At 69.2% G+C, this 18139-nt stretch carries 15 protein-coding genes; 2 read left to right on the forward strand and 13 right to left on the reverse strand.

Translation table 11 applies throughout. From position 1 onward, the window contains the following. Window positions 1–1007 precede the first annotated feature (1007 nt). Window positions 1008–7100, forward strand: a complete 6093-nt coding sequence (locus F4562_RS25775; protein WP_184544325.1) for a PKD domain-containing protein — start codon at window positions 1008–1010, stop codon at window positions 7098–7100. Between the two features lie 155 nt (window positions 7101–7255). Here F4562_RS25775 and F4562_RS25780 read toward each other — a convergent pair whose 3' ends face one another. Genes F4562_RS25780 through F4562_RS25795 form a run of 4 tightly spaced genes read right to left on the reverse strand, consistent with a single transcriptional unit; the run spans window position 7256 to window position 9654 of the window. Further along, window positions 7256–7807 (reverse strand): hypothetical protein, encoded by a 552-nt coding sequence (locus F4562_RS25780; RefSeq protein ID WP_184544327.1) that lies wholly within the window; start codon window positions 7805–7807, stop codon window positions 7256–7258. Window positions 7808–7812: 5 nt separating this feature from the next. After that, on the reverse strand, window positions 7813–8052 hold the full coding sequence (locus F4562_RS25785; protein WP_184544329.1) for a helix-turn-helix transcriptional regulator: 240 nt from the start codon (window positions 8050–8052) through the stop codon (window positions 7813–7815). A 19-nt stretch (window positions 8053–8071) separates the two neighbouring features. Continuing rightward, window positions 8072–8908, reverse strand: coding sequence for an ABC transporter permease (locus tag F4562_RS25790; protein WP_184544331.1), 837 nt, complete (start codon window positions 8906–8908; stop codon window positions 8072–8074). Further along, window positions 8905–9654, reverse strand: coding sequence for an ABC transporter ATP-binding protein (locus tag F4562_RS25795; RefSeq protein WP_184544333.1), 750 nt, complete (start codon window positions 9652–9654; stop codon window positions 8905–8907). Before F4562_RS25795 ends, F4562_RS25790 begins: the two co-directional genes overlap by 4 nt. Window positions 9655–9678: 24 nt before the next feature. Here F4562_RS25795 and F4562_RS36450 point away from each other — a divergent pair, with 24 nt between their 5' ends. Next, complete coding sequence (locus tag F4562_RS36450; RefSeq protein ID WP_184544335.1) at window positions 9679–11220, forward strand: recombinase family protein; 1542 nt, start codon at window positions 9679–9681, stop codon at window positions 11218–11220. A gap of 526 nt (window positions 11221–11746) precedes the next feature. Here F4562_RS36450 and F4562_RS25805 read toward each other — a convergent pair. The 9 genes from F4562_RS25805 to F4562_RS25845 all read right to left on the reverse strand — a co-directional run bounded on the left by F4562_RS25805 (window position 11747) and on the right by F4562_RS25845 (window position 18132). After that, window positions 11747–11926 (reverse strand): hypothetical protein, encoded by a 180-nt coding sequence (locus tag F4562_RS25805; RefSeq protein ID WP_184544337.1) that lies wholly within the window; start codon window positions 11924–11926, stop codon window positions 11747–11749. Continuing rightward, a complete protein-coding gene (locus F4562_RS25810; RefSeq protein WP_184544339.1) occupies window positions 11923–12282 on the reverse strand; it encodes a hypothetical protein in 360 nt (119 codons plus the stop codon). Before F4562_RS25810 ends, F4562_RS25805 begins: the two co-directional genes overlap by 4 nt. Before the next feature lie 27 nt (window positions 12283–12309). Continuing rightward, window positions 12310–13977, reverse strand: coding sequence for a replication initiator (locus F4562_RS25815; RefSeq protein ID WP_246473564.1), 1668 nt, complete (start codon window positions 13975–13977; stop codon window positions 12310–12312). Continuing rightward, entirely contained in the window at window positions 13967–14272 is a 306-nt protein-coding gene (locus F4562_RS25820) for a hypothetical protein (protein WP_184544341.1), read from the reverse strand. Before F4562_RS25820 ends, F4562_RS25815 begins: the two co-directional genes overlap by 11 nt. After that, window positions 14272–15717 carry an FtsK/SpoIIIE domain-containing protein gene (locus F4562_RS25825; RefSeq protein ID WP_311734126.1) on the reverse strand — a complete coding sequence of 482 codons (1446 nt, stop codon included), beginning with the start codon at window positions 15715–15717 and terminating at the stop codon, window positions 14272–14274. Before F4562_RS25825 ends, F4562_RS25820 begins: the two co-directional genes overlap by 1 nt. A gap of 265 nt (window positions 15718–15982) precedes the next feature. Beyond that, complete coding sequence (locus F4562_RS25830; RefSeq protein ID WP_184544343.1) at window positions 15983–16222, reverse strand: hypothetical protein; 240 nt, start codon at window positions 16220–16222, stop codon at window positions 15983–15985. A 445-nt stretch (window positions 16223–16667) separates the two neighbouring features. Further along, window positions 16668–17081, reverse strand: coding sequence for a hypothetical protein (locus F4562_RS25835; protein WP_184544345.1), 414 nt, complete (start codon window positions 17079–17081; stop codon window positions 16668–16670). Between the two features lie 416 nt (window positions 17082–17497). Next, entirely contained in the window at window positions 17498–17833 is a 336-nt protein-coding gene (locus tag F4562_RS25840) for a hypothetical protein (RefSeq protein ID WP_184544347.1), read from the reverse strand. Beyond that, complete coding sequence (locus F4562_RS25845; protein WP_184544349.1) at window positions 17830–18132, reverse strand: hypothetical protein; 303 nt, start codon at window positions 18130–18132, stop codon at window positions 17830–17832. Before F4562_RS25845 ends, F4562_RS25840 begins: the two co-directional genes overlap by 4 nt. Between the last annotated feature and the right edge of the window lie 7 nt (window positions 18133–18139).

Consider the following 18139-nt stretch of genomic DNA (forward strand, 5'->3'; position numbering starts at 1 on the left):
CGGTTTGGGTAATTTATCCAGAATTTATGAGCGTCTGAAATCGGACAAATAGCTATAAGCGTGCCATTTCGGAATGTCCTTGGGCGGCTCCATGAGGTCGTGCGACGAAAGCTTGTGATCCGTGACGAGGTCAAGGGGCTGCGCCGCAAAGTTGCAGCAAGCTTCACAAGCGGCTCAAGCGACCCACAAGGGTGATTCGCCACCCTGGGGAGGTAATCGGTCCAGGGGTCCGCGACGGGTCCCCGCCAGGGGGGCGACCTCGAAACCATGTGAGGCATTCGCGCCGGTGTCCTGCGAGGACGCGGAAACACCTTCTTCGCAGAAGGGGACCTGCTTCACCCCCGCCGGGATCCGCATTCCAGGGGAAGGCGCGCATGCGTAGCCGAAGAGCCGGCTGACCTCGCGAAGACGGCACTTCTGTCCTCTTCGCGCAGGTCACGGTAATGCGCGCGATCGAGAGACCCCGATCTCAGGACCGATTCCTGCTCCACATTTCCGTGCCGTGCCCGGTGCGCGGCCTCAGTACCGGAGAAATCTCCTTGACCACGTCATTCCACCGCGCCTCCGTTCGGCGGGTCGCGGCTCTCGCCCTCGCGGCGGTGGTCGGCTCCCTCGCCGCACCCTTACCCGCGACGGCCGCGGCGGGTTCCGCATCATCGCGGGACGCGAAAACGACGGCCGAAGTACCCGAGATCAAGCTCACCCATCTGGGTGACCTCGAGACCTCCCAGGGCACACTCGGCAACATCAACAACAAGGGCCAGATCGCCGGAAGCATAGGTCATGGCACAGACAGCGCCAGGCCGTCCAGAGCTGCCCTGTTCTCCTCCGGGGGGAACACCAATATCCATGAGCTCCTCACGGGGCGAATCTCCAGCGCGGCCCAGATAGTCAACAACCGCGGCAGCGTGCTCGGTTGGGGCAGGGAAGAATACGCCTTCAATCGCTTCCTTTACCAGGGCGGCGAGGTGCGGTGGCTGAGTGAAGCCTATGACGCCGTAGAAGACATGAACGACAAAGGGCAGATGACAGGGGGTAACTGGATACGAGACGCGGGCGCCTCCACGCTGCTGCTGGGGAAACAGCCACCGGGTACCGAAACCGGTCAGATCACTGCAAAGGCGCTGAACAACTCCGGTTCGGCCGTCGGCATCATCAACCGGGGGGGTAACAGTTTCGACGCCTTCCGCAGCACGCCAGGTCAGCCCCTGGCCTTCCCGCGAGACTCCCTGGTCTACGAGAGTGGTGACTTCGAAAGTCATCATGTCCAAGCCCTCGACATCAACGACAACGGCGAGACCGCCGGCTTCGCGCTGAGCGAGGCCGGCGGCGAGATCGCGGTGATCTGGGACGAGGACGGAGAAGCCCACAGGCAGCACACCGACTTCGGCGGCAGGGTCAGTGCGATCAACAACGCCGGTGTGGGCGTCGGAGTGCATCTGGCCGCCAACGGCGCGCCACGAGCCGCCCTCTACGTTGACAACCAGGCAGTCGACCTGACCGACCTGGCACGGGCCGCGGGCTACGACGTGACCCTCCGGTACGCCACCGGTATCAACGACCGCGGTGAGATCGCCGTCATCGGCCGGTTGGGCAAGCAGACGATCTGGGACCAGGCATACCTGATCGACCTCGGAACCCGGCCCGTCATCGACGCGCTCACCGTCGAGACCCAGAGGTATCCCTCCACGGAGTGGACCTCCGTGCCGGACGGCGCGGGCAGAACGGTCGAGGGCAACAAGGTCCGCGTCACCACCCGGGTCACCAACCCCAGCGGCTTCCCGCTGACCGCGGAGGTCCGGCTGGTCGACGGGGTGAGCGGCCGGAGCATCGTCAAGGGAGCGCAGATCCTCGAGCTGGACCCGCACGAGACGGTCACCGCGCGTGAGATCTGGGACACCACGGACTGGGCCTGGGAGAAGATCGCCAAACCGCAGTCGGACCGTGCGGTGGTCGCGAAGCTCTACTACGGCGGCACGCCGGTGGACGACGAGACCGAGGGCATCGTCATCACGCCGAAGCCCGTGGTGGCGGTACACGGCTTCCGCAGCGACGCCGAGGACACCTTCGGTGAGTTCGACGAGATGATGAAGGAGCTGGGGCATCCGGAGGGCCACGTGTTCGCGGTCGGCGACGGCCAGGCGGAGGGCCGGATGGACACCGGCGAGAAGTGGAACCCGCTGCACGAGAGCTACCGCGTGTGGCAGAACGTCGACGAGCTGGCGACGTACATCGAAGGCGTGCGCAAGAAGACGGGTGCCTTCTACGTCAACGTGGTGGCCCATTCGATGGGTGGTCTGATCACGCGGCAGTACGTCCAGACGAAGATGCCGAGCACACCGGACCACAAGCCGGCGGTGACCCGCCTGATCGGGATGGGCGTGCCGAACGCGGGCAGCCCGTGCGCGGACATGCTCGTGGAGAAAGCGATCATAGAGAGGCTGTCCCCCTGGTACCCGGCGGTCATCGAGCTCACCACGGATTGGATGATCGGTGAGGAGGAGAAGCGCAACGGGTTCAACGACAGGATCACGAACCTGAGGGGCGTGCGGGCCTCCAACCTCGTCGGCGTGAAGCTGCCGGTTCCCTGCACCACGATGATGGACCCGTTCCCGCACCTGGGCGACACCGTCGTTCCGTGGTGGAGCGCGCTGCTCCCCCTTCCCGGTTGGGACGATCACCACTCCGCCGTCATGCCTCACTCGTTCATGACGTTCTCCGAGGACATGTTCAAGGAGTACGTGCTGCCGCGGCTGGCGTCGCTGACGTTCGGCGCCCCCGACCCCGACCCCGTCCCCGGCCTGACGGGCGAGCGGTCGGCCGCGAAGCCGGACCGGAAGGCCGGCGCGACCGTTCCGGCCGCTGACGGCGCGGGACAGGAGAACTCGCTGTCGGTGTTCGCCGGACCGGCGGCGACGGTGGAGCCGGGCCAGACGGCGAAGCTGCCGTTGCAGGTGCCGCAGGGCCTGGCGTTCGGCGTCACCGGCGTGCTGCCCGAGACGGTGGGGCTGGCGCTGCGGGACCCGTCGGGCAAGGTGACCGCCTCCTACACGGCGGGCAGCGACCAGGCCAAGCAGCCCTTCCAGGGGCTGAGCGCCACTGACCCGCAGGCGGGTGCGTGGACGCTGGAGGTGACCAACACGGCCGCGCAGGCGGTGAAGGCCGACCTGGCCGCGTGGGTCACCGGCAACCCGGTGAAGGTGGCGGCCGAGACCGAGGCGGCGGACGACGGCCGGGTGACGGTGAAGGCCGCGGTCACCGACGGCGGGCAGCCGGTCACCGGCGCGACGGTGCAGGCGTGGCTGGTCGGGGTCGAGCAGGCCTCGGCCCGCGTCGAGCTGACGCTGAACGACGACGGCGCCAGCGGCGACGGCGCCGCCGGTGACGGCGTCTACGGCGCGCGCACCGACGCCCTGGCCGATGACCGGTACTACCTGGTGACCAAGGCGGACACGGCCAAGGGCCTGCGGACCGACCGCGGGATCGTGGAGGTGGCCAAGCCCGACACCCGCGAGTTCGAGCTCAAGCTGTCGGCCACGCCGGGCGGGTCGGTGACCGCGTCCCCGGCGCAGGACAAATACCGGGCCGGCACCGAGGTGAAGCTCACCGCGACCCCCGAGGCCGGGCGGGTCCCGATCGGCTGGACCGTCGACGGCGAGAAGCGGGGCCCGGGTGCGCTGACCATCACCATGGACGGCCCGCACACGGTGGAGGCCCGGTTCGGCACCTACACGGTGACCGAGATCGGCGCGCTGCCCGGCGGGGATGCGTCGCGGACCGAGGCCGAGTCGCTGAACGACCGCGGTCAGGTCGCGGCCACGGTGGCCGACAAGGACGGCAAGCGGCGCGCGGTGCGCTGGCAGGACGGTGCGTTCACCGAGCTGGCCGGGCCGGCCTGCACCGACGGCGCGGTCAAGTGCGAAGCCGCCGCCACGGGCATCAACGAGGCCGGGGAGGTGGTCGGCTGGGCCCACGCGTCGGTGGGTGGTGGCAACGCCGAGCACGCCGTCGTCTGGCGCGCCGACGGCTCGGTCACCGACCTGCAGCCGGGCACCTCGTCGAACTCGAGCGCCGTCGTCCTGAACGACAACGACCAGACGCTCGGTTACACGAGGTCCGGGGGCGTGCTCTGGGATCAGGGGGCCACGGTCACGCTGCCTGCGGACTACGCCGGAGGAGGTTACGGCTACGACAACGAGTGGAGCCAGAACCGTCTCCCGCGGATCAACGGCAGCGGCGCGGTCGCGGGCGGCTACGCCCGCAGCCGCAACTCCGACGGCAGCATCCGGGACACCGGTCCGATGCTGTATGCCCGCGATGTGCTGACCAAGCTCCCGGGCACGGTCGAGGGGTGCGTCGAGACGGGCGGCCGGGCCTCCGACGTCAACGACGCCGGCCTGGTGGTCGGCACCCTGCGGTGCGGCCGCTACGAAGGCACGACGACCAAGCACGCATATGTGTGGAAGGACGGTGAGCCGACCGATCTGGGCGCCGGTGAGGCGACCGCGGTCAACGACCACGGGGTGATCGCCGGTTCCGACCCGGGGGATCTCCGCAACGTGCTGAAGCCGCCGGTGCTGTGGGTCGACGGTGTGAAGCACCAGCTGTCGGGCGTGCTGTCACGGCCGTGGTGCCCGGGGGACGCCCAGAAGACGACCCAGCCGTGCGTGGGCGTCGGGGAGGTGCTGGACCTCAACTCCTCGGGCCAGATCCTGGTGCGGGGCTTCGTCCGCGACCGGTCGGCCGCACAGGCCGGGTTCGTCCAGACCGGGCGGGCGCTTCTGCTGACCCCCACCCCCGCCCGGGCGGACCTGGAGGTCAAGCACACGGTCTCGGTCGCCGAGCCGGGTCCGGGGTCGAAGGTGACCTGGACGGCCACGGTGACCAACAAGGGCGAGCACGCCGCGACCGACGTCCGGCTGGACGTGCTCGTTCCGCAGGAGGTCACCGGCGCGGCCTGTGAGACCTGGCGGGGCGTCTGCACCGCGATCAACGGCGGGTTCCGCAACGTGGCCGAGGTCCTGGAGCCGGGCTGGAGCGCCACCGTCGAGGTGACCGCCACCGTCCCGGCCGACGCGGCCGAGGGCACGGTGCTCAAGGCCAGGGCGACGGCGGCCAGCACGGAGGTGGTCGACCCCGAGCCCGACAACAACGCCGCGGAGGCCACCGCCACGGTCCGTCACGCGCTGAACCGCACCGCGATCAGCTGGGCCGACCCCGTCCGTGTCGATGAGACCAGTCACGAGGTCGAGGTGACGCTGACCAACCGCGGGGACAAGGCGATGCCCGTCAAGGCCGTCGCCACCGAGAGTCCTTTCCGTCAGATCAACGACTGTCCGAGAGGGGATGAGAAGCTCGAGCCCGGGACCGGGTGCACCGTGAAGGTGATGTTCGCGCCGACTCAGGTGGGACCGGCGAGCGGGAAGCTCACCTTCACCACCGAGGGCACCGAACCGTCGCATGTGGTGACCCTCACCGGCCGGGGAATCGAGCGCAACGCCAAGCCGGTGATCAAGTTCCTGCCCGGCCCCACCCGGGGCACCGTGGGCCGGCCGTTCACCCTGCGCTACGAGTACACCGACGCCGACATCACCGACACCCACACCGCGGTGATCGAATGGGGTGACGGACCCGGTGTCGAGGTTCAGGTGGCGCCGAACCCCGCCGGCGGCGGCGGTATCATCACCGCGACCAGGACCTTCGAAGCCCCGTTCACGGGAGAGGCCCTGCTGGGGGTGACCGACAGCAAGGGCGACATAACTTGGGCCTACGATGCCACGGTGTCCTACGTCATCGAGGAGGCGGGGTCCAACACCGCTCCCGTCGTGACCGCGGGCCCGGACGTCGAGCTGACCGTGAACGAGACGCTCAACCGGGTGGTGTCCTTCACCGACCCCGGCTCCACGTCCTGGACGGCGACCGTCGACTACGGCGACGGCGCCGGCCCTCAGCCGGTGACCCCGGCCGGGCAGGAGATCACCCTGGAGCACCGGTGGGCCACCGCCGGGACGTACCCGGTCATCGTGACCGTGCGCGACGACGGCGGCCTGCAGACCTCGGCGGTCTTCACCGCCACCGTCGTTCCAGGGCAGACGCCCAACCAGGCGCCCAGGGTGGAACTGGACGGACCCTCCGCCCTCGCGGAGGGAAGCACCTGGCGTACCGACGCGGTCGTCACCGATCCCGACTCCACCGCCTGGAGCGCGACCGTCGACTACGGCGACGGTTCGGGGCCGAGGGCCGTGCCCGTGGACGGCGGGAAACTGCCGGTGGAACTCGTCGCCACCGACGACGGTGAGCGCACCGTCACGGTGAAGGTCACCGACGACAAGGGCGCCACCGGAACGGCCAAGCTGACGGTGAAGATCATCAACAAGGCACCCCAGGCGGTGCTGAAGGAGCCGGCGACCGCCGAAACGATCGTGGCCGTGGGCGCCGCGGTGCCGCTGAAGGCGACCTTCACCGACGAGGGCGTCGCCGACACCCACACCGCCACCTGGACCATCGGCGACCAGCGGATGACCGGGGCCCTGGCCGAGCACGACGGCGTGGGCACGGTCGCCCACACGCACACCTTCACCAAGGCTGGCCGCTATCCGATCTCGGTGACGGTCACCGACGACGACGGCGGCACCATCACCACCGACACCGTCGGCGGGAAGAAGGCGTACGTGACCGTCTACAACACGACCGGCACGCTGTTCGCCGAGGGGAAGGTGGCCTCACCGGCCGGCTCCTGCCGGCTGAACACCGCCTGCGACACGGCGGGCACGGCGACCTTCACCATCGCAGCCGCGTACGTGCTGCCGGACTACGGGCCGACGGGCGAGGTGGAATACGACGTCCCCGGTCTCAGGCTGCGCGGCCAGTCGTACACGGTGCTCGCCGCCGCGGACGGCACGGCGTTCCTACGCGGAGAAGGAGTGCTGCTCGACGGCGTCGTCGAGGTCACGTTCGAGGTCACGGCCATCGATGCCGCAAAGACCGGCTACGACCAGCTCGGGGTGAAGGTCTGGCGCAAGAACGGTGAGCTGGTCTACGACAACCAGCGGGACGGCGTCTCGTCGTTCGTGGACGGCACCGTCCAGATCACCGGCTGAAGCCGGGGGTTCTGCGGGCTTCCCTCGATCCATGGGGAAGCCCGCAGGCGCCCACCCGGTCGGCTCCCACCGCGGAGCGGACCGGGTGGGGAAGCGGTGCGCACCGGCGTCCGAGCCCGGGGCCCTCGCGCCGGGCTCAGCCCACCGGGACGGGCTCAGTCGTCGTCCGGCGGCGGATCGGGCAGCCGCCAGCCGGAGACGATGAGCGGCAGCACGAAGTGCGTCATGAACAGCGCGATCGCCAGCATGAGCAGCGCCACTCCGGGGACGGAGTAACCGCGTCCGTGGTAGAGGCTCACGGCGAGCGTCGCGGCGAACAGGGCGACCAGGATCCCCGTCATGATGCGGTGGGTGATGCCGACGGCCCGCAGGCGCTCACTCACCTGGCGCTCGTCCAGGTCGCGCTCGGCCAGGGCGGTGACGCCGCGGGTGGCGACGTTGAGCAGCGTCACCGAGGGCAGGTAGACCACCAGGATGGCCGCCCACAGGACGACGTCGGCCCAGCTGGCCCCGCCGTCGGCCCAGCCGGCCCCGGCGCCCGGCGTGACCCAGGTGACGACGGCGTTCACCCAGAAGGTCGCCAGCGCGAAGGCCACCGCCCCGGCGAGCAGCCGCCTGCGGGCCCGGGTGGCGTACCAGCCGGGAAGGTAGTCGCGTTGCATGGCCTCCAGCTGGCTCCGGCGCCAGCGTGTCTTCCAACCCCTCACGGCTTTCACCCCGTCCTACCGCTGCCCAGCCGCGGGAACGGCCTGAGCGAGAACACGACTTCCAGCGGCACGTCGAAGTACTCGGCGATGCGCAGGGCGAGGAAGAGGCTCGGGCTGTACTCGCCCCGCTCCAGGTAGCCGATGGTCTGGTAGTGGACGCCCAGGGCGGCCGCCAGATCCTTGCGCGAGATCCCCCGTTCGGCCCTCAGCACCGAGATCCGGTTGTACACGTCTTCCGCGGGCATCCCAGTAGTCTCCCAGCACTCAGATCCCCTGCGCGGCCAGTTGGCGCTCGGCGAGGCGCGAGCCCGACTCGCGGCGGGTGACCCGGCGGATCAGCCAGGGCACCAGCAGCGTCCCGGCCACCGTCCACGCCGTCAGCGCCGCTGCGGCCCACGGCAGCCGCCAGCTGCCGCCGATCTCGGCGGCGAGCATGGTGTCGGGCAGGAAGGCGGCCCGCAGGCCCAGGCCCTGCCAGTAGAGCGGGAACGCCTGGGAGACCCACTGCACGGCCTCCGGCATGAACGTGACGGGCAGCATGACCCCCGAGGTGACCATCAGGATCATCGTCGGCAGCGCCAGGATCCCCGCCCCGGCCTTCGGGCCGGGGAGCATGCAGCCGATCGCCGCTCCCAGCGGCACCACGGCGAGCGTGCCCAGCAGCGTCACCCAGGCCAGGGTCACCCAGTCGCGGGGCATCGCGACGTTGCCCAGGGCCACTCCCGTGGCCAGGATCAGCGTGCCCTGGACGACGATCTGGCACAGGACGGTCACCGCCCGCCCCACGAGGTAGGCGGGGACGCCGCCGGGGATGCTCCGCAGCCGCAGGAGGGTGCCGTCCTCGCGGTCGGTGGCGATCGCGATCGGCAGCGTCATCAGGCCGTTGGAGAAGACGGTGAAGGCCAGGAAGCCGATCGTCATGTATGTGCCGCTGGAGACGTTCGTGCCCTCCACCTGCTGGTCGCCGATCCACGCCGTCAGCATGACGAAGACCCCGACCGTGCCGACCAGCGTGGTGATCAGCTCCCGGCGGTCCTTGACGAGGTGCGCGTGCTCCAACCAGCCGCGCCGCAGCCCGATGCGCAGTGCCTTGGCGTTCATGCGGCCCTCCCGATCAGGTTCAGATAGCTCTCCTCCAGCGACGGCCGCCGGACCTCCAGGCCCGGCACGGGGCCGTCGAACCTGCGGTGCAGCTCCCAGGCCGCCCGCGAGGGGTCCGCGGTGCGCAGGACCCGCTCCTCGCCGTCCTCCACCCAGCGCACGTGCGACTCGCTCCGCACGGCCGCGGCGAGTTCGGCCGGGGTGCCGCAGACGGCGATCTCACCGGCGATCAGGATCGCGGTGCGGTGCGCCAGCTTCTCGGCCTCGGCGAGGTCGTGGGTGGTGAGCAGGATCGTGATGCCCTCCTCCGCCGCGAGCCTTTGGACCAGCAGGTGGAACTCGCGCCGGGCCTCCGGGTCGAACCCGGTGGTCGGCTCGTCCAGGAACAGCAGCTCGGGGCGGCCGACGATGCCCAGCGCCACGTCCAGCCGCCGGCGCTGACCGCCCGACAGACGGCTGACCCGCTGCGCGGCCTGGGCGGTCAGGCCGAGTGCGGCCAGCAGCTCGTCGGGGTCGCGGGGGTCGTCGTAGAAGGAGCCGATGTGGGCGAGCAGCTCGCGGGCGCTCCACCGGGGATGGTCGCGCCAGCTCTGCAGGACGATGCCCAGCTTCGCCCGCCAGGACTCACCGGCCCGTTCGGGGTCGGCCCCGAGCACGCTCACCTCGCCCGCCGAGCGGTTCCGGAAACCCTCCAGGATCTCGATCGTGGTGGTCTTCCCGACTACTAAATTGAGGGATATATCCACTGATCAGCCAAAACGGGAGGAAGCGTGAAGCTCACCGTCGATTACGCCCGGATCAGCCAGGACAGGACCGGGGCAGCACTCGGAGCCGACAGTCAGCACAGCGAGAACGAGGAGTTCGGCGAGGAGATCGGTTTCCCGGTGCAGGCGAGCTACACCGATAACGACCGTTCGGCCAAGGCGCGCCCTGACGGCACGTTCGCCGACCGTCCCGACTATGACCGGATGATCGACGACATCCGCGCGGGCATCATTGCCGTGATCATCATCTGGCACGCCAACCGGCTACACCGCAACGTCGAGGAGGCGAACCGTTTCATCAAGGTTGCCCTTGAGTACGGAGTTCGCCTGTTCTCAGTGAAGCGGGGCGGGGAGTACCGGCTGACAAGGGCATCCGGCCGTGCCGACCTGTTACGCGACACGGTGACCGCGCAGGAGGAGAGCGAGCACCGAGGGGAACGGGTGGCGCTTGCTCGCAGGCGGCAGGCCCGCACCGGCACTTACGGTGGAGGCGTGCGCCCGTACGGATGGGGAGTGGACACCGGCCGTACCCGCCGCGTGTGCATCAACCCCAAGGAGTCGCCCGAACTGCGCGAGTACCGGGACGTCCCGGTACTGGACATGGGCCAGCACAACCAAGAAGAGGCCGAGGAGATCCGGCGATGGAAGAGAGACATACTCGCCGGAGTATCCATGAACCAGGTATTGGCTGATCTTGCCGACCGGAAGGTACTCACCGTGGCTCAGAAGGACGGTCGCATAGTGCGCAGAGGCGGTGAGCAGGTCAAACACGGCGGGTGGAATTCCAAGACCGTGCAGCAGATCCTGACCCACCCCCGCACGGCCGGACACTCGGTCTACCGGGGGGAGATCGTAGCGCGCAACGTCTATCCGCCGATCATCACCGAGGATGAGCGCCAAGCACTGATCACCTTGTTCGCTGACCCGACGCGCAAGACCAGCCCAGGCAACACGCCCAAGTGGTTGGGCAGCCTGATCTATGAGTGCGGTTTCTGCAAGCAGGCCGGAGACCGCAATCAGGACGGCAGCCCGGTTACCGCGATCGTTCGCAGGAACTCCCAAGGTTTGCTCACTTACCAGTGCAGGGACAACGGGCATTGTTCGACCCCCGCCGAGGCAGCGGATGAGTTCGTACAGCAGGTCATGATCGCGCGCCTGTCGCGTGAGGACATTGCCGATCTGTTGCCGCAGCATGCCAGCGTGGACGTGACCGCCCTACGCGAAGAACTCACCCTGTTGGACGCCCAGGAGAAGGAGATCGGTCTGTCACTGGCCCGGAAGACGCTGAGTCTCACCGTGGCGGAGGTCGCGCAAGCCGAGATCGACAAGCGACGCAGGGAGATCAACACCCAGATCACGGCCGCGTCGTCGGAGCATCCGCTACAGGAGTTTGTGATCTCCGACGACGCGGCCCGGACATGGAACCAGCTCACGCGAGGTCGTAAGCGCGAGATTATCCGGATGCTGGTCACGATCACTCTGTGGCCTGTCGGGCGGGGGAAGCGGGCACCGATCCACCAGCGCGTGACGATCGTTCCGAACCTCTGATTCTGCCCCACGACGAAGCCGCCCCCGCTGAGCACGAATCAGCAGGGGCGGCCCTTGACGTTATCGCGTGGTGCGCAGCAGCAGCGCCAGCCGATCACGCTGCCGTTCCGACAGCGGAGGCCAGCCACTCACCATCTCGCGGATGAACTCCGCATACTCCGACGTCTCCGCCGCTACCGGCTTACTACCCGTGGCGCTACGGGCGCGTGACTTGCGGCGGTTGTCCTGTCTCGTCTCCCTACTGTCCCCCTGCCCAAGATCACCGACCCCGGTCGTTCTGTGCCACCTCCCGTCATCGGCCCGCCCACCCGCCCAGGGGTCCGCACCGGCCCGCCGCCGCACACCAGCACAGGCCCCGCACCCCCAGACAGGCATAGTCGGAGCCTTCGGCACGCCCTCCCAGCGCGCATCACCACCGCCGAGAGCTGAGCTGCCGGGCGCAGCCCGCCCACCGCGCGCCACCACCCCCGAGCGTCGAACCGCCGCGCAGGCCGTCTGCGCTCGCGGACTCACTTTCCCACTCCGCCTACCGGTAGTAGTCCGGCCACCGGGCCTCCCTCACCCGCCGCGCCTGATCCGCCCACGTCCGCTTGACCTGCCGCTCCTGTGACGACATCCACGACCGATCCCGCCACCACTCGACCACCGACGCCACGACCACGAAGGCCACCGTCACGATCGCCAGCGCCGCCAGAGGACCACTCATCGCGCCACCTCCCGCGCGTACTCGCTCCCCGAGACCCTGCGGACCTGCCGCCCGTCCTGCCACGTCCACGTGGTCACCCGCCACCACGGGTCACGCCGGATCACATACGCCTCCGCCACCGCCGGACTGCTTGAGCGCTGCTCCGCCCACCGCGCGACCTGAGGCCACGTCGTCGTGACCGTCCGCGCCTCGATGCGCCAGCCCTCGTTCAGGGTGGCACCGACCACGTACCGCTCCACCGGCCACGGCGTATACCGCTGCGCCTGTGCCCGCTGAATGTAGATCTGGTGACGGAACTCCCGCCGGATCAGGGCGACGATCACCCCAGCGAGACCGAGCCATACCGCGAAGGTCATGAGCACCGTAGAGCTACCTCCCGAAAGCTAGAAGAGTGTGACTTCGCCCAGAGAGCACGCTTGCCCCGGCAAGGTGACTGCCGGAACATCCAGCGCCACCCCATCGGCCCGTGCCCTCACCCGCTCCAGCTCCGCCCGCCAGCGCCGCCGCTCCGCCACCATCCGCAGCAGCAACAGCCCGCGTGACGGCACATCCGGATCACTCGCCGACGCCCGCCGCCACACATACCGGTGCCGGTCGCTCTGCTGCTCCGCTTGCATCCCGAGCGCCGCCAGCGCCCACGCCCGCCGGTCGGCCTTGTGCTCCCCCATGGTCTTGCCCGACCACTTGCGCGACACCAGCACCCGCCGCCCGGCATAACCCAAGTGCGCCGCCCGATGCGCCTTGCTCCGGCACCGCCCCGGCAGCAACCCCTGCTTGGCGCCCTTCGGCTGTACTCCGTACCGCAGCCAGTTCGCGCACGTCGGCGCGCACGGCTCCCACCGCAGCGCCGCCACCAGCCGCCCCACGTGATCCCGCCGCGCCACATCATCGGCGCCGTCCCCGACCGGATCACCCAGGCTCTTGGTCAGATACTTCGCCAGGTACCGAACCCGCTGGTCAGCATCCGGCGTACCCGCCAACACCCCTTGAACGTCGAGCTGAGCCCCGAACCGCACCACATGCAGCGGCTCCGCGTCCGCGTCCGCATCCAGCCGGTCAAGAGCCTCATCCCAGGTCGGCAGCACCGCCCCGGAGACCGGATCGACGTAACCTGTGTCCTCCGACCACACCGGCAGATGCTCCCCGTCGAAGCGGACCTCATCGGCCGCGGGCCACCACACCTGGTGATACGTCGCCGCCACGACCTGTCGCAGCTCCGCACGGGGCAGCGTGCCCCGAATCGCCATGTGCAGGTGCGGCGCCAGCCGCTTCTGTGGCTCCACCGTGGCGAAGTACTGCACGTCGAACCCCGCCACCCGGCGAAGGTTCTGCACGAACCGATCGATCAGCTTGGAGAAGTGCAGCGCGTCCCGTGCCGCCCGCCGGTAGTCGTAGCTGTCCGGGTCGACCGGGACCCCGTTGCGCACCCGCCCATACGACGGCAAGGTGAGCGTGAGGAACATCGACGGCCGGAACACCTTCCCGTCCGGGGAGGCGAATGTGCGCCCGAGCGTCGTGTCCCGCATCACCCGCCGAGGCAGATCCGGCGCGTCCTGCCGCCGCCGCGTCGAGCGGGTACGCGGCCCGCCCGTCCGGCCCGCCACGCTCCCGGACATCCCCGCCGTGATGATCTCAGCGTCCACATCGGTAATCGCCGCGTCCAGATCCGCCACCGCCGCAGCCTCACCCGCGTGCTCCGCCTCGTCCCGCTGGGCTTGCAGGTCGGCCCGGAACTCGATCAGCCACCGCTGTTCCTCGTTCGCCTTCACCGCCGAGGCGACCGGTTCGGCCTCCAGATGCCAGCCCTCCCGGCACTGCGCCATCCGTATCTGACGGGTCCGCCGCGCGCACGGCGGACACGCGCTTTCCAGCGTCGCCCCGCACGGCACGGCCACCACCTCACGCCGCCCCGTGCGTACATCCGTCCGCCAGTACGGCACCGGCCGGATACACACCCCATGCTCGGTCGCGACCTGTTCGGCGACCTGCCGGGCCAAAAGCCGCGCCTCCCGCAGGACACGCGGCCCCCGCTGCTCAACCTCAGCGGCCAAGCCACCCCCGCCCGCAGCCGGGGTCACCGTCGAACTCCCCCGCGTCGAGGTCGAACTCCGCGCCGTCGAACATCTCCGCGTCGAGATCGAACCCTTCGCCGTCGAGATCGAACCCGTCGAGGTCGAGTCCTTCGCCGTCGAGGTCGGACGGTTCGCCGCCGATGTCTGCGCCCACCACGGCCCGCTCCCCGCAGGCCCGGCACTCGACCACTCCCCGGATCACGTCTTGCCAGAGCCGGTCATCCACCCCGCAGGACGCGCAGCTCAGCCCGTACAACACCACGTAGAGCGTCATCACACCGCCTCACTCACGACCGAGTACCGCAGGACCATCTGCCGGATATCGGCATCCGAGACGTACGCCGCCCGCACCCGCACCGGCTCCGGCGCGTTCTCCAGCCGCACATACGCCACCCCCGCCCCGACGCTGGGGTCAGACGGGTCACGCGGGATCTGATCAGCCAGCGCGCCCCGATCCCGCGCCCCATCCCCGAGGACCATGTCCACCTGTTCGGCCTCATCCAGCCGTAGCGCGATCCGGTCGGGAAACAGGTTGCGGATGCTCAGTACGTCTTTGCGCGGGTCCTGGAGTGCGGCCAGGACACCCACCCCGACCGCGCGGCCCTGCGTGGTCAGCGTCGCCAACGCCGCCATGATCCGCACCTTGAGATCCCGGTCCCGCTGATAGGCGGTCAGGAACGCCACCTCATCGACGATGACGAGAATGAACGGGTCTTGCGTGGACGGCTCGTGGCTGCGCCGCACCCCCGCATACCGGCCCGCCCGCTCCTGCATCACCGCCACCGCCGCTTCCAGCAGCTCCGCGCAGTCCTCCGGCGTGCCCGCGTACCGATCGAACAGCTCCAGCCCGAAAGACAGCTCCATGAGCTTGGGGTCCAACGCCCACAGCTCCACCAGACCCTCACCGGCCGCAGGCAGCAGCCCGCGCACCACCGACCACAGCCACGAGCCCTTACCGGCCCCCGTCGCCCCCGCGATCAGCACATGTGTCCCATGCACCTTCAGCCGGTACGGGCGCCCCCGCTCATCCATCCCGACATCCACCGTCGCCACGTCCGGACGCCGAGGAAACGGGCGTGCGGGCACCACCCGCACCAGCGCATCCCGCCGGGGGAAGGTCAACGTCACCCAGCCCGGCCGGAGCGAGGAGACCCGGCAGTTCACCGCGCCGAAGCCATGCGCGAGACCCGGCGACCGTTCGGCGTACTCGGTATCGTCCTGCCCGTCCAGCATGCGGACGGTGACCCGATCCACCCACCGGTCAGAGACCACCCGCACCAGGTCAGGGGCATACCCGCGTCCCCGCACCACCCGCACCAGCCCGGCGACCGCCACCACGGAGCGCCACTTGCGCCGATACACCCACACCCAGCGCCACCAGCTCAGCGCGGGCCAGACCAGCCAGCGCATCCCCGCCTCCGGCCACAGACCCGCCCACGACGAGACCGCGCACACCAGCCCGCCCCAGACGACCAGCGCATCCCGCCAGCCCAGCAGCACGACCAGCGCCGCCGTACCTCCGGCCAGCGCGCAGACGACCGGATGCCGCCACACCGCCCTGCCCAGGCCCACGACCAGCCGCCACAGCCATACGACGATGACGACGATCGCAGGCGTCTTGACCACGGTCGGCGCGAAGACCACCGCCGTATCCGGAGTCGTCGAGACGACCCCCTGTACCTCCGCCCCCGGAAGTTTGCGCAGCACGAACTCAGCCACCCTTTCCGATGACCCCGAATGAACGGTTCGTGAAACGGCCGCACGCACAAGCGCCCCGAAGCGGCCACGAAAGAATGAAGAACGGGGATGCGGTAAAGGCCGCCGGATAGTTCTCCGGCGGCCTTCCTACCGACTACGCCAGCGGGTTACCCCGCTTCACCCCATCGGCGCCCCGAGCACCCTGACCCGCCGCATTGTCAGGCAAGGTCACCCCGCGCAACCCGCGCGCCTTATACGAATACGCCATGCGGTTCTGCCCGTTGACTCAGGGCGTGACCGTCAGCCCCTCGAATTCCACCGGGACGAACGGCAAACCCGCCATCGCGGGAGGAGCCGGAGGAATCACCGGCTCGACAGGAGAGATGACTTTGACCGCAACCGACTTGGCCGCAGCCTTGACCGAAGGGTCGGCGTCCATTACCGGCACCGACCACATCAGTTCGCCCGTCGCCTTATCACGGGCGGGAACCGGCCTGTCTTGGGTACTCGCCTCGAAATCGAGCACCGGGGTAACCTCACCCACGACGTAGCAGCCGTGGGGGAACACCAGATGATGAGACACAGGGATCGGACCCTGCAAAGCCAACGATGGCCCCTTCCGTCGTTCCGGATAACTTGTACCCGACCAACGGCCGAAAGCCCCGCAAAGTTCCTCAAATCACACACTTACCAAGCACATCTTTAATCCGGAATCGGAGCAGCCCGTAAACCGAATCCGATGCATTGCCGAATTGTTCTTATAGGTATCAAGGCGGCAGCGCTCCGCGCCGCCGCCCGGCGCGGCACGCCCGTTCGCGCCGGGCGGCCATCGGGACCGGGCATGCGGCCTGACGGCCGGTCCCGGCCCGCGCCCGCCCGGCACGCCCGCGCGGACCACGCCGCCCGCCGCACCAGCCACCCGCCCTACCGACCGATCCCACCGCACCGGGTACGCGCCGCCGCCCGCCCCTCTACCGATCGAACCAGCGCCGCGCGTGCCGACCATAGAGCTGGGTAATCACGACCACGGCGAGAAGGAAGTCGAACAGGGACAGAATCGTCAGCCCCGCAGTGATCCAGAGGTAGATCTGATTCAGAATCAGCAGGGCCTCAAGCACCGCAGCGAGATTGCGAATCCACTTCTTACGTGTGGCAAGGTTCGCCGCGAGTACGCCCATCAGCATGATGAACGCCACCCCGGCATAGAAGGACGTAGGTACATCCGTAGTTACGGAGATGCCTTCGGCGGCAAACCCTCCGGCGAAGAAGACGAGCAGGACCAGGAGCAGAAACCCCACCACCGCTATCACGATCTGCACCCACATCAGCCGCCGCGCCGTTCTGACATCCGGCGGCATCTCGTCCACTTGCTCAGGCAGGGTCACTAAGCCTCCCGAAGAGAAGTAATCGAAATCGCGTGATCGAGACTATATGGACCCTCAAGAAGACGCGGCAAGAAGATGAGGCGAGATAGGACAAGCGAAACTTGCTCTCCCCGTATCGGGGCGCTCCGGCCGCAGGCCCCAACCGCTACGCGGCCCCTTTGGGGTGCTTCGCATTGGCGCCGGCCGCCTACGCTCCCGTAACCCGCTCTCCCCGTAAAGCGGTGGCGCTGTACCCAGCGCGCACATCGGCGCCCAAGTTCGTCAGCACGGCCCTTTTCTCATCTGACCAGCACTCACCGATACGCGCGGCACGCGAAGGCCGGGAAGGCCCGCGCCGAACCTTCCCGGCCAGACACGGCGACGCATACGGGGAAGAGTGCGCCGCCGTGCCGCTCAACCAGTGACGCCCCAGCGCCTCACAGAGGGGATCGGGGGTCCGTCACCACCAGGGCGTCACTGAGCACCGTCACGGCCAGCGAACCGGCCGCCATGACCTCACAGCACAGGGCGATGGAGTACACGCCCTCCCTACCGGACGGCGCATGCAGCTCCACGACGCGCGACCACACCAAGACCGCAGGGTCACCCTCCGGCCGCCAGTTCTCCGCCCGCAGCACCACGAGCCCGAACGGCATGCCCTCATCCCGCCGAAGCAGCAGCCCGTCACCGGCCCGCAGTTCCGCCGCAGGCCGCGCGAGAACCACTCTGTCCGCGATCCGGACCGCCACCTCCTGACCCGTCGTCCCTCTCACACCTGCCCCCCGCAGCCGGAGGGGCGTTGCCGAAAAGTCGCGTAGTGCTCAGCGATCCGCCCGGCGGCCCGATCCAGCGCACTGACCTCCTGCGAGGCGTTCACCAGGCATCGGCGCTGCGGGTCCCATCCGGCCTGCCACCAGAACCGTTCCCCGTTGCACCACACGGTCAGGCCCTCGCAGACCGACACCACCGCCAGGTCACGCTCCCCCTTGACGATGACCGCGATCCCGTACCGTGCCAGGGCCTCCCCCAGCCGTCGCGCCGCCCCCAGCGCCGCCGAGTCCTGCACGGGCACCGCACCT

This window comes from Streptosporangium becharense (genome assembly GCF_014204985.1).
GTDB classification, from domain to species: domain Bacteria; phylum Actinomycetota; class Actinomycetes; order Streptosporangiales; family Streptosporangiaceae; genus Streptosporangium; species Streptosporangium becharense.

Bases quoted from the DNA above. Each gene is read 5' to 3' on its own strand.
- F4562_RS25775 (WP_184544325.1), top strand. From the start codon at position 1,008: ATGAACGACAAAGGGCAGATGACAGGGGGTAACTGGATACGAGACGCG.
- F4562_RS25785 (WP_184544329.1), bottom strand. From the start codon at position 8,052: ATGCCCGCGGAAGACGTGTACAACCGGATCTCGGTGCTGAGGGCCGAA.
- F4562_RS25790 (WP_184544331.1), bottom strand. From the start codon at position 8,908: ATGAACGCCAAGGCACTGCGCATCGGGCTGCGGCGCGGCTGGTTGGAG.
- F4562_RS25805 (WP_184544337.1), bottom strand. From the start codon at position 11,926: ATGAGTGGTCCTCTGGCGGCGCTGGCGATCGTGACGGTGGCCTTCGTG.
- F4562_RS25810 (WP_184544339.1), bottom strand. From the start codon at position 12,282: ATGACCTTCGCGGTATGGCTCGGTCTCGCTGGGGTGATCGTCGCCCTG.
- F4562_RS25820 (WP_184544341.1), bottom strand. From the start codon at position 14,272: ATGACGCTCTACGTGGTGTTGTACGGGCTGAGCTGCGCGTCCTGCGGG.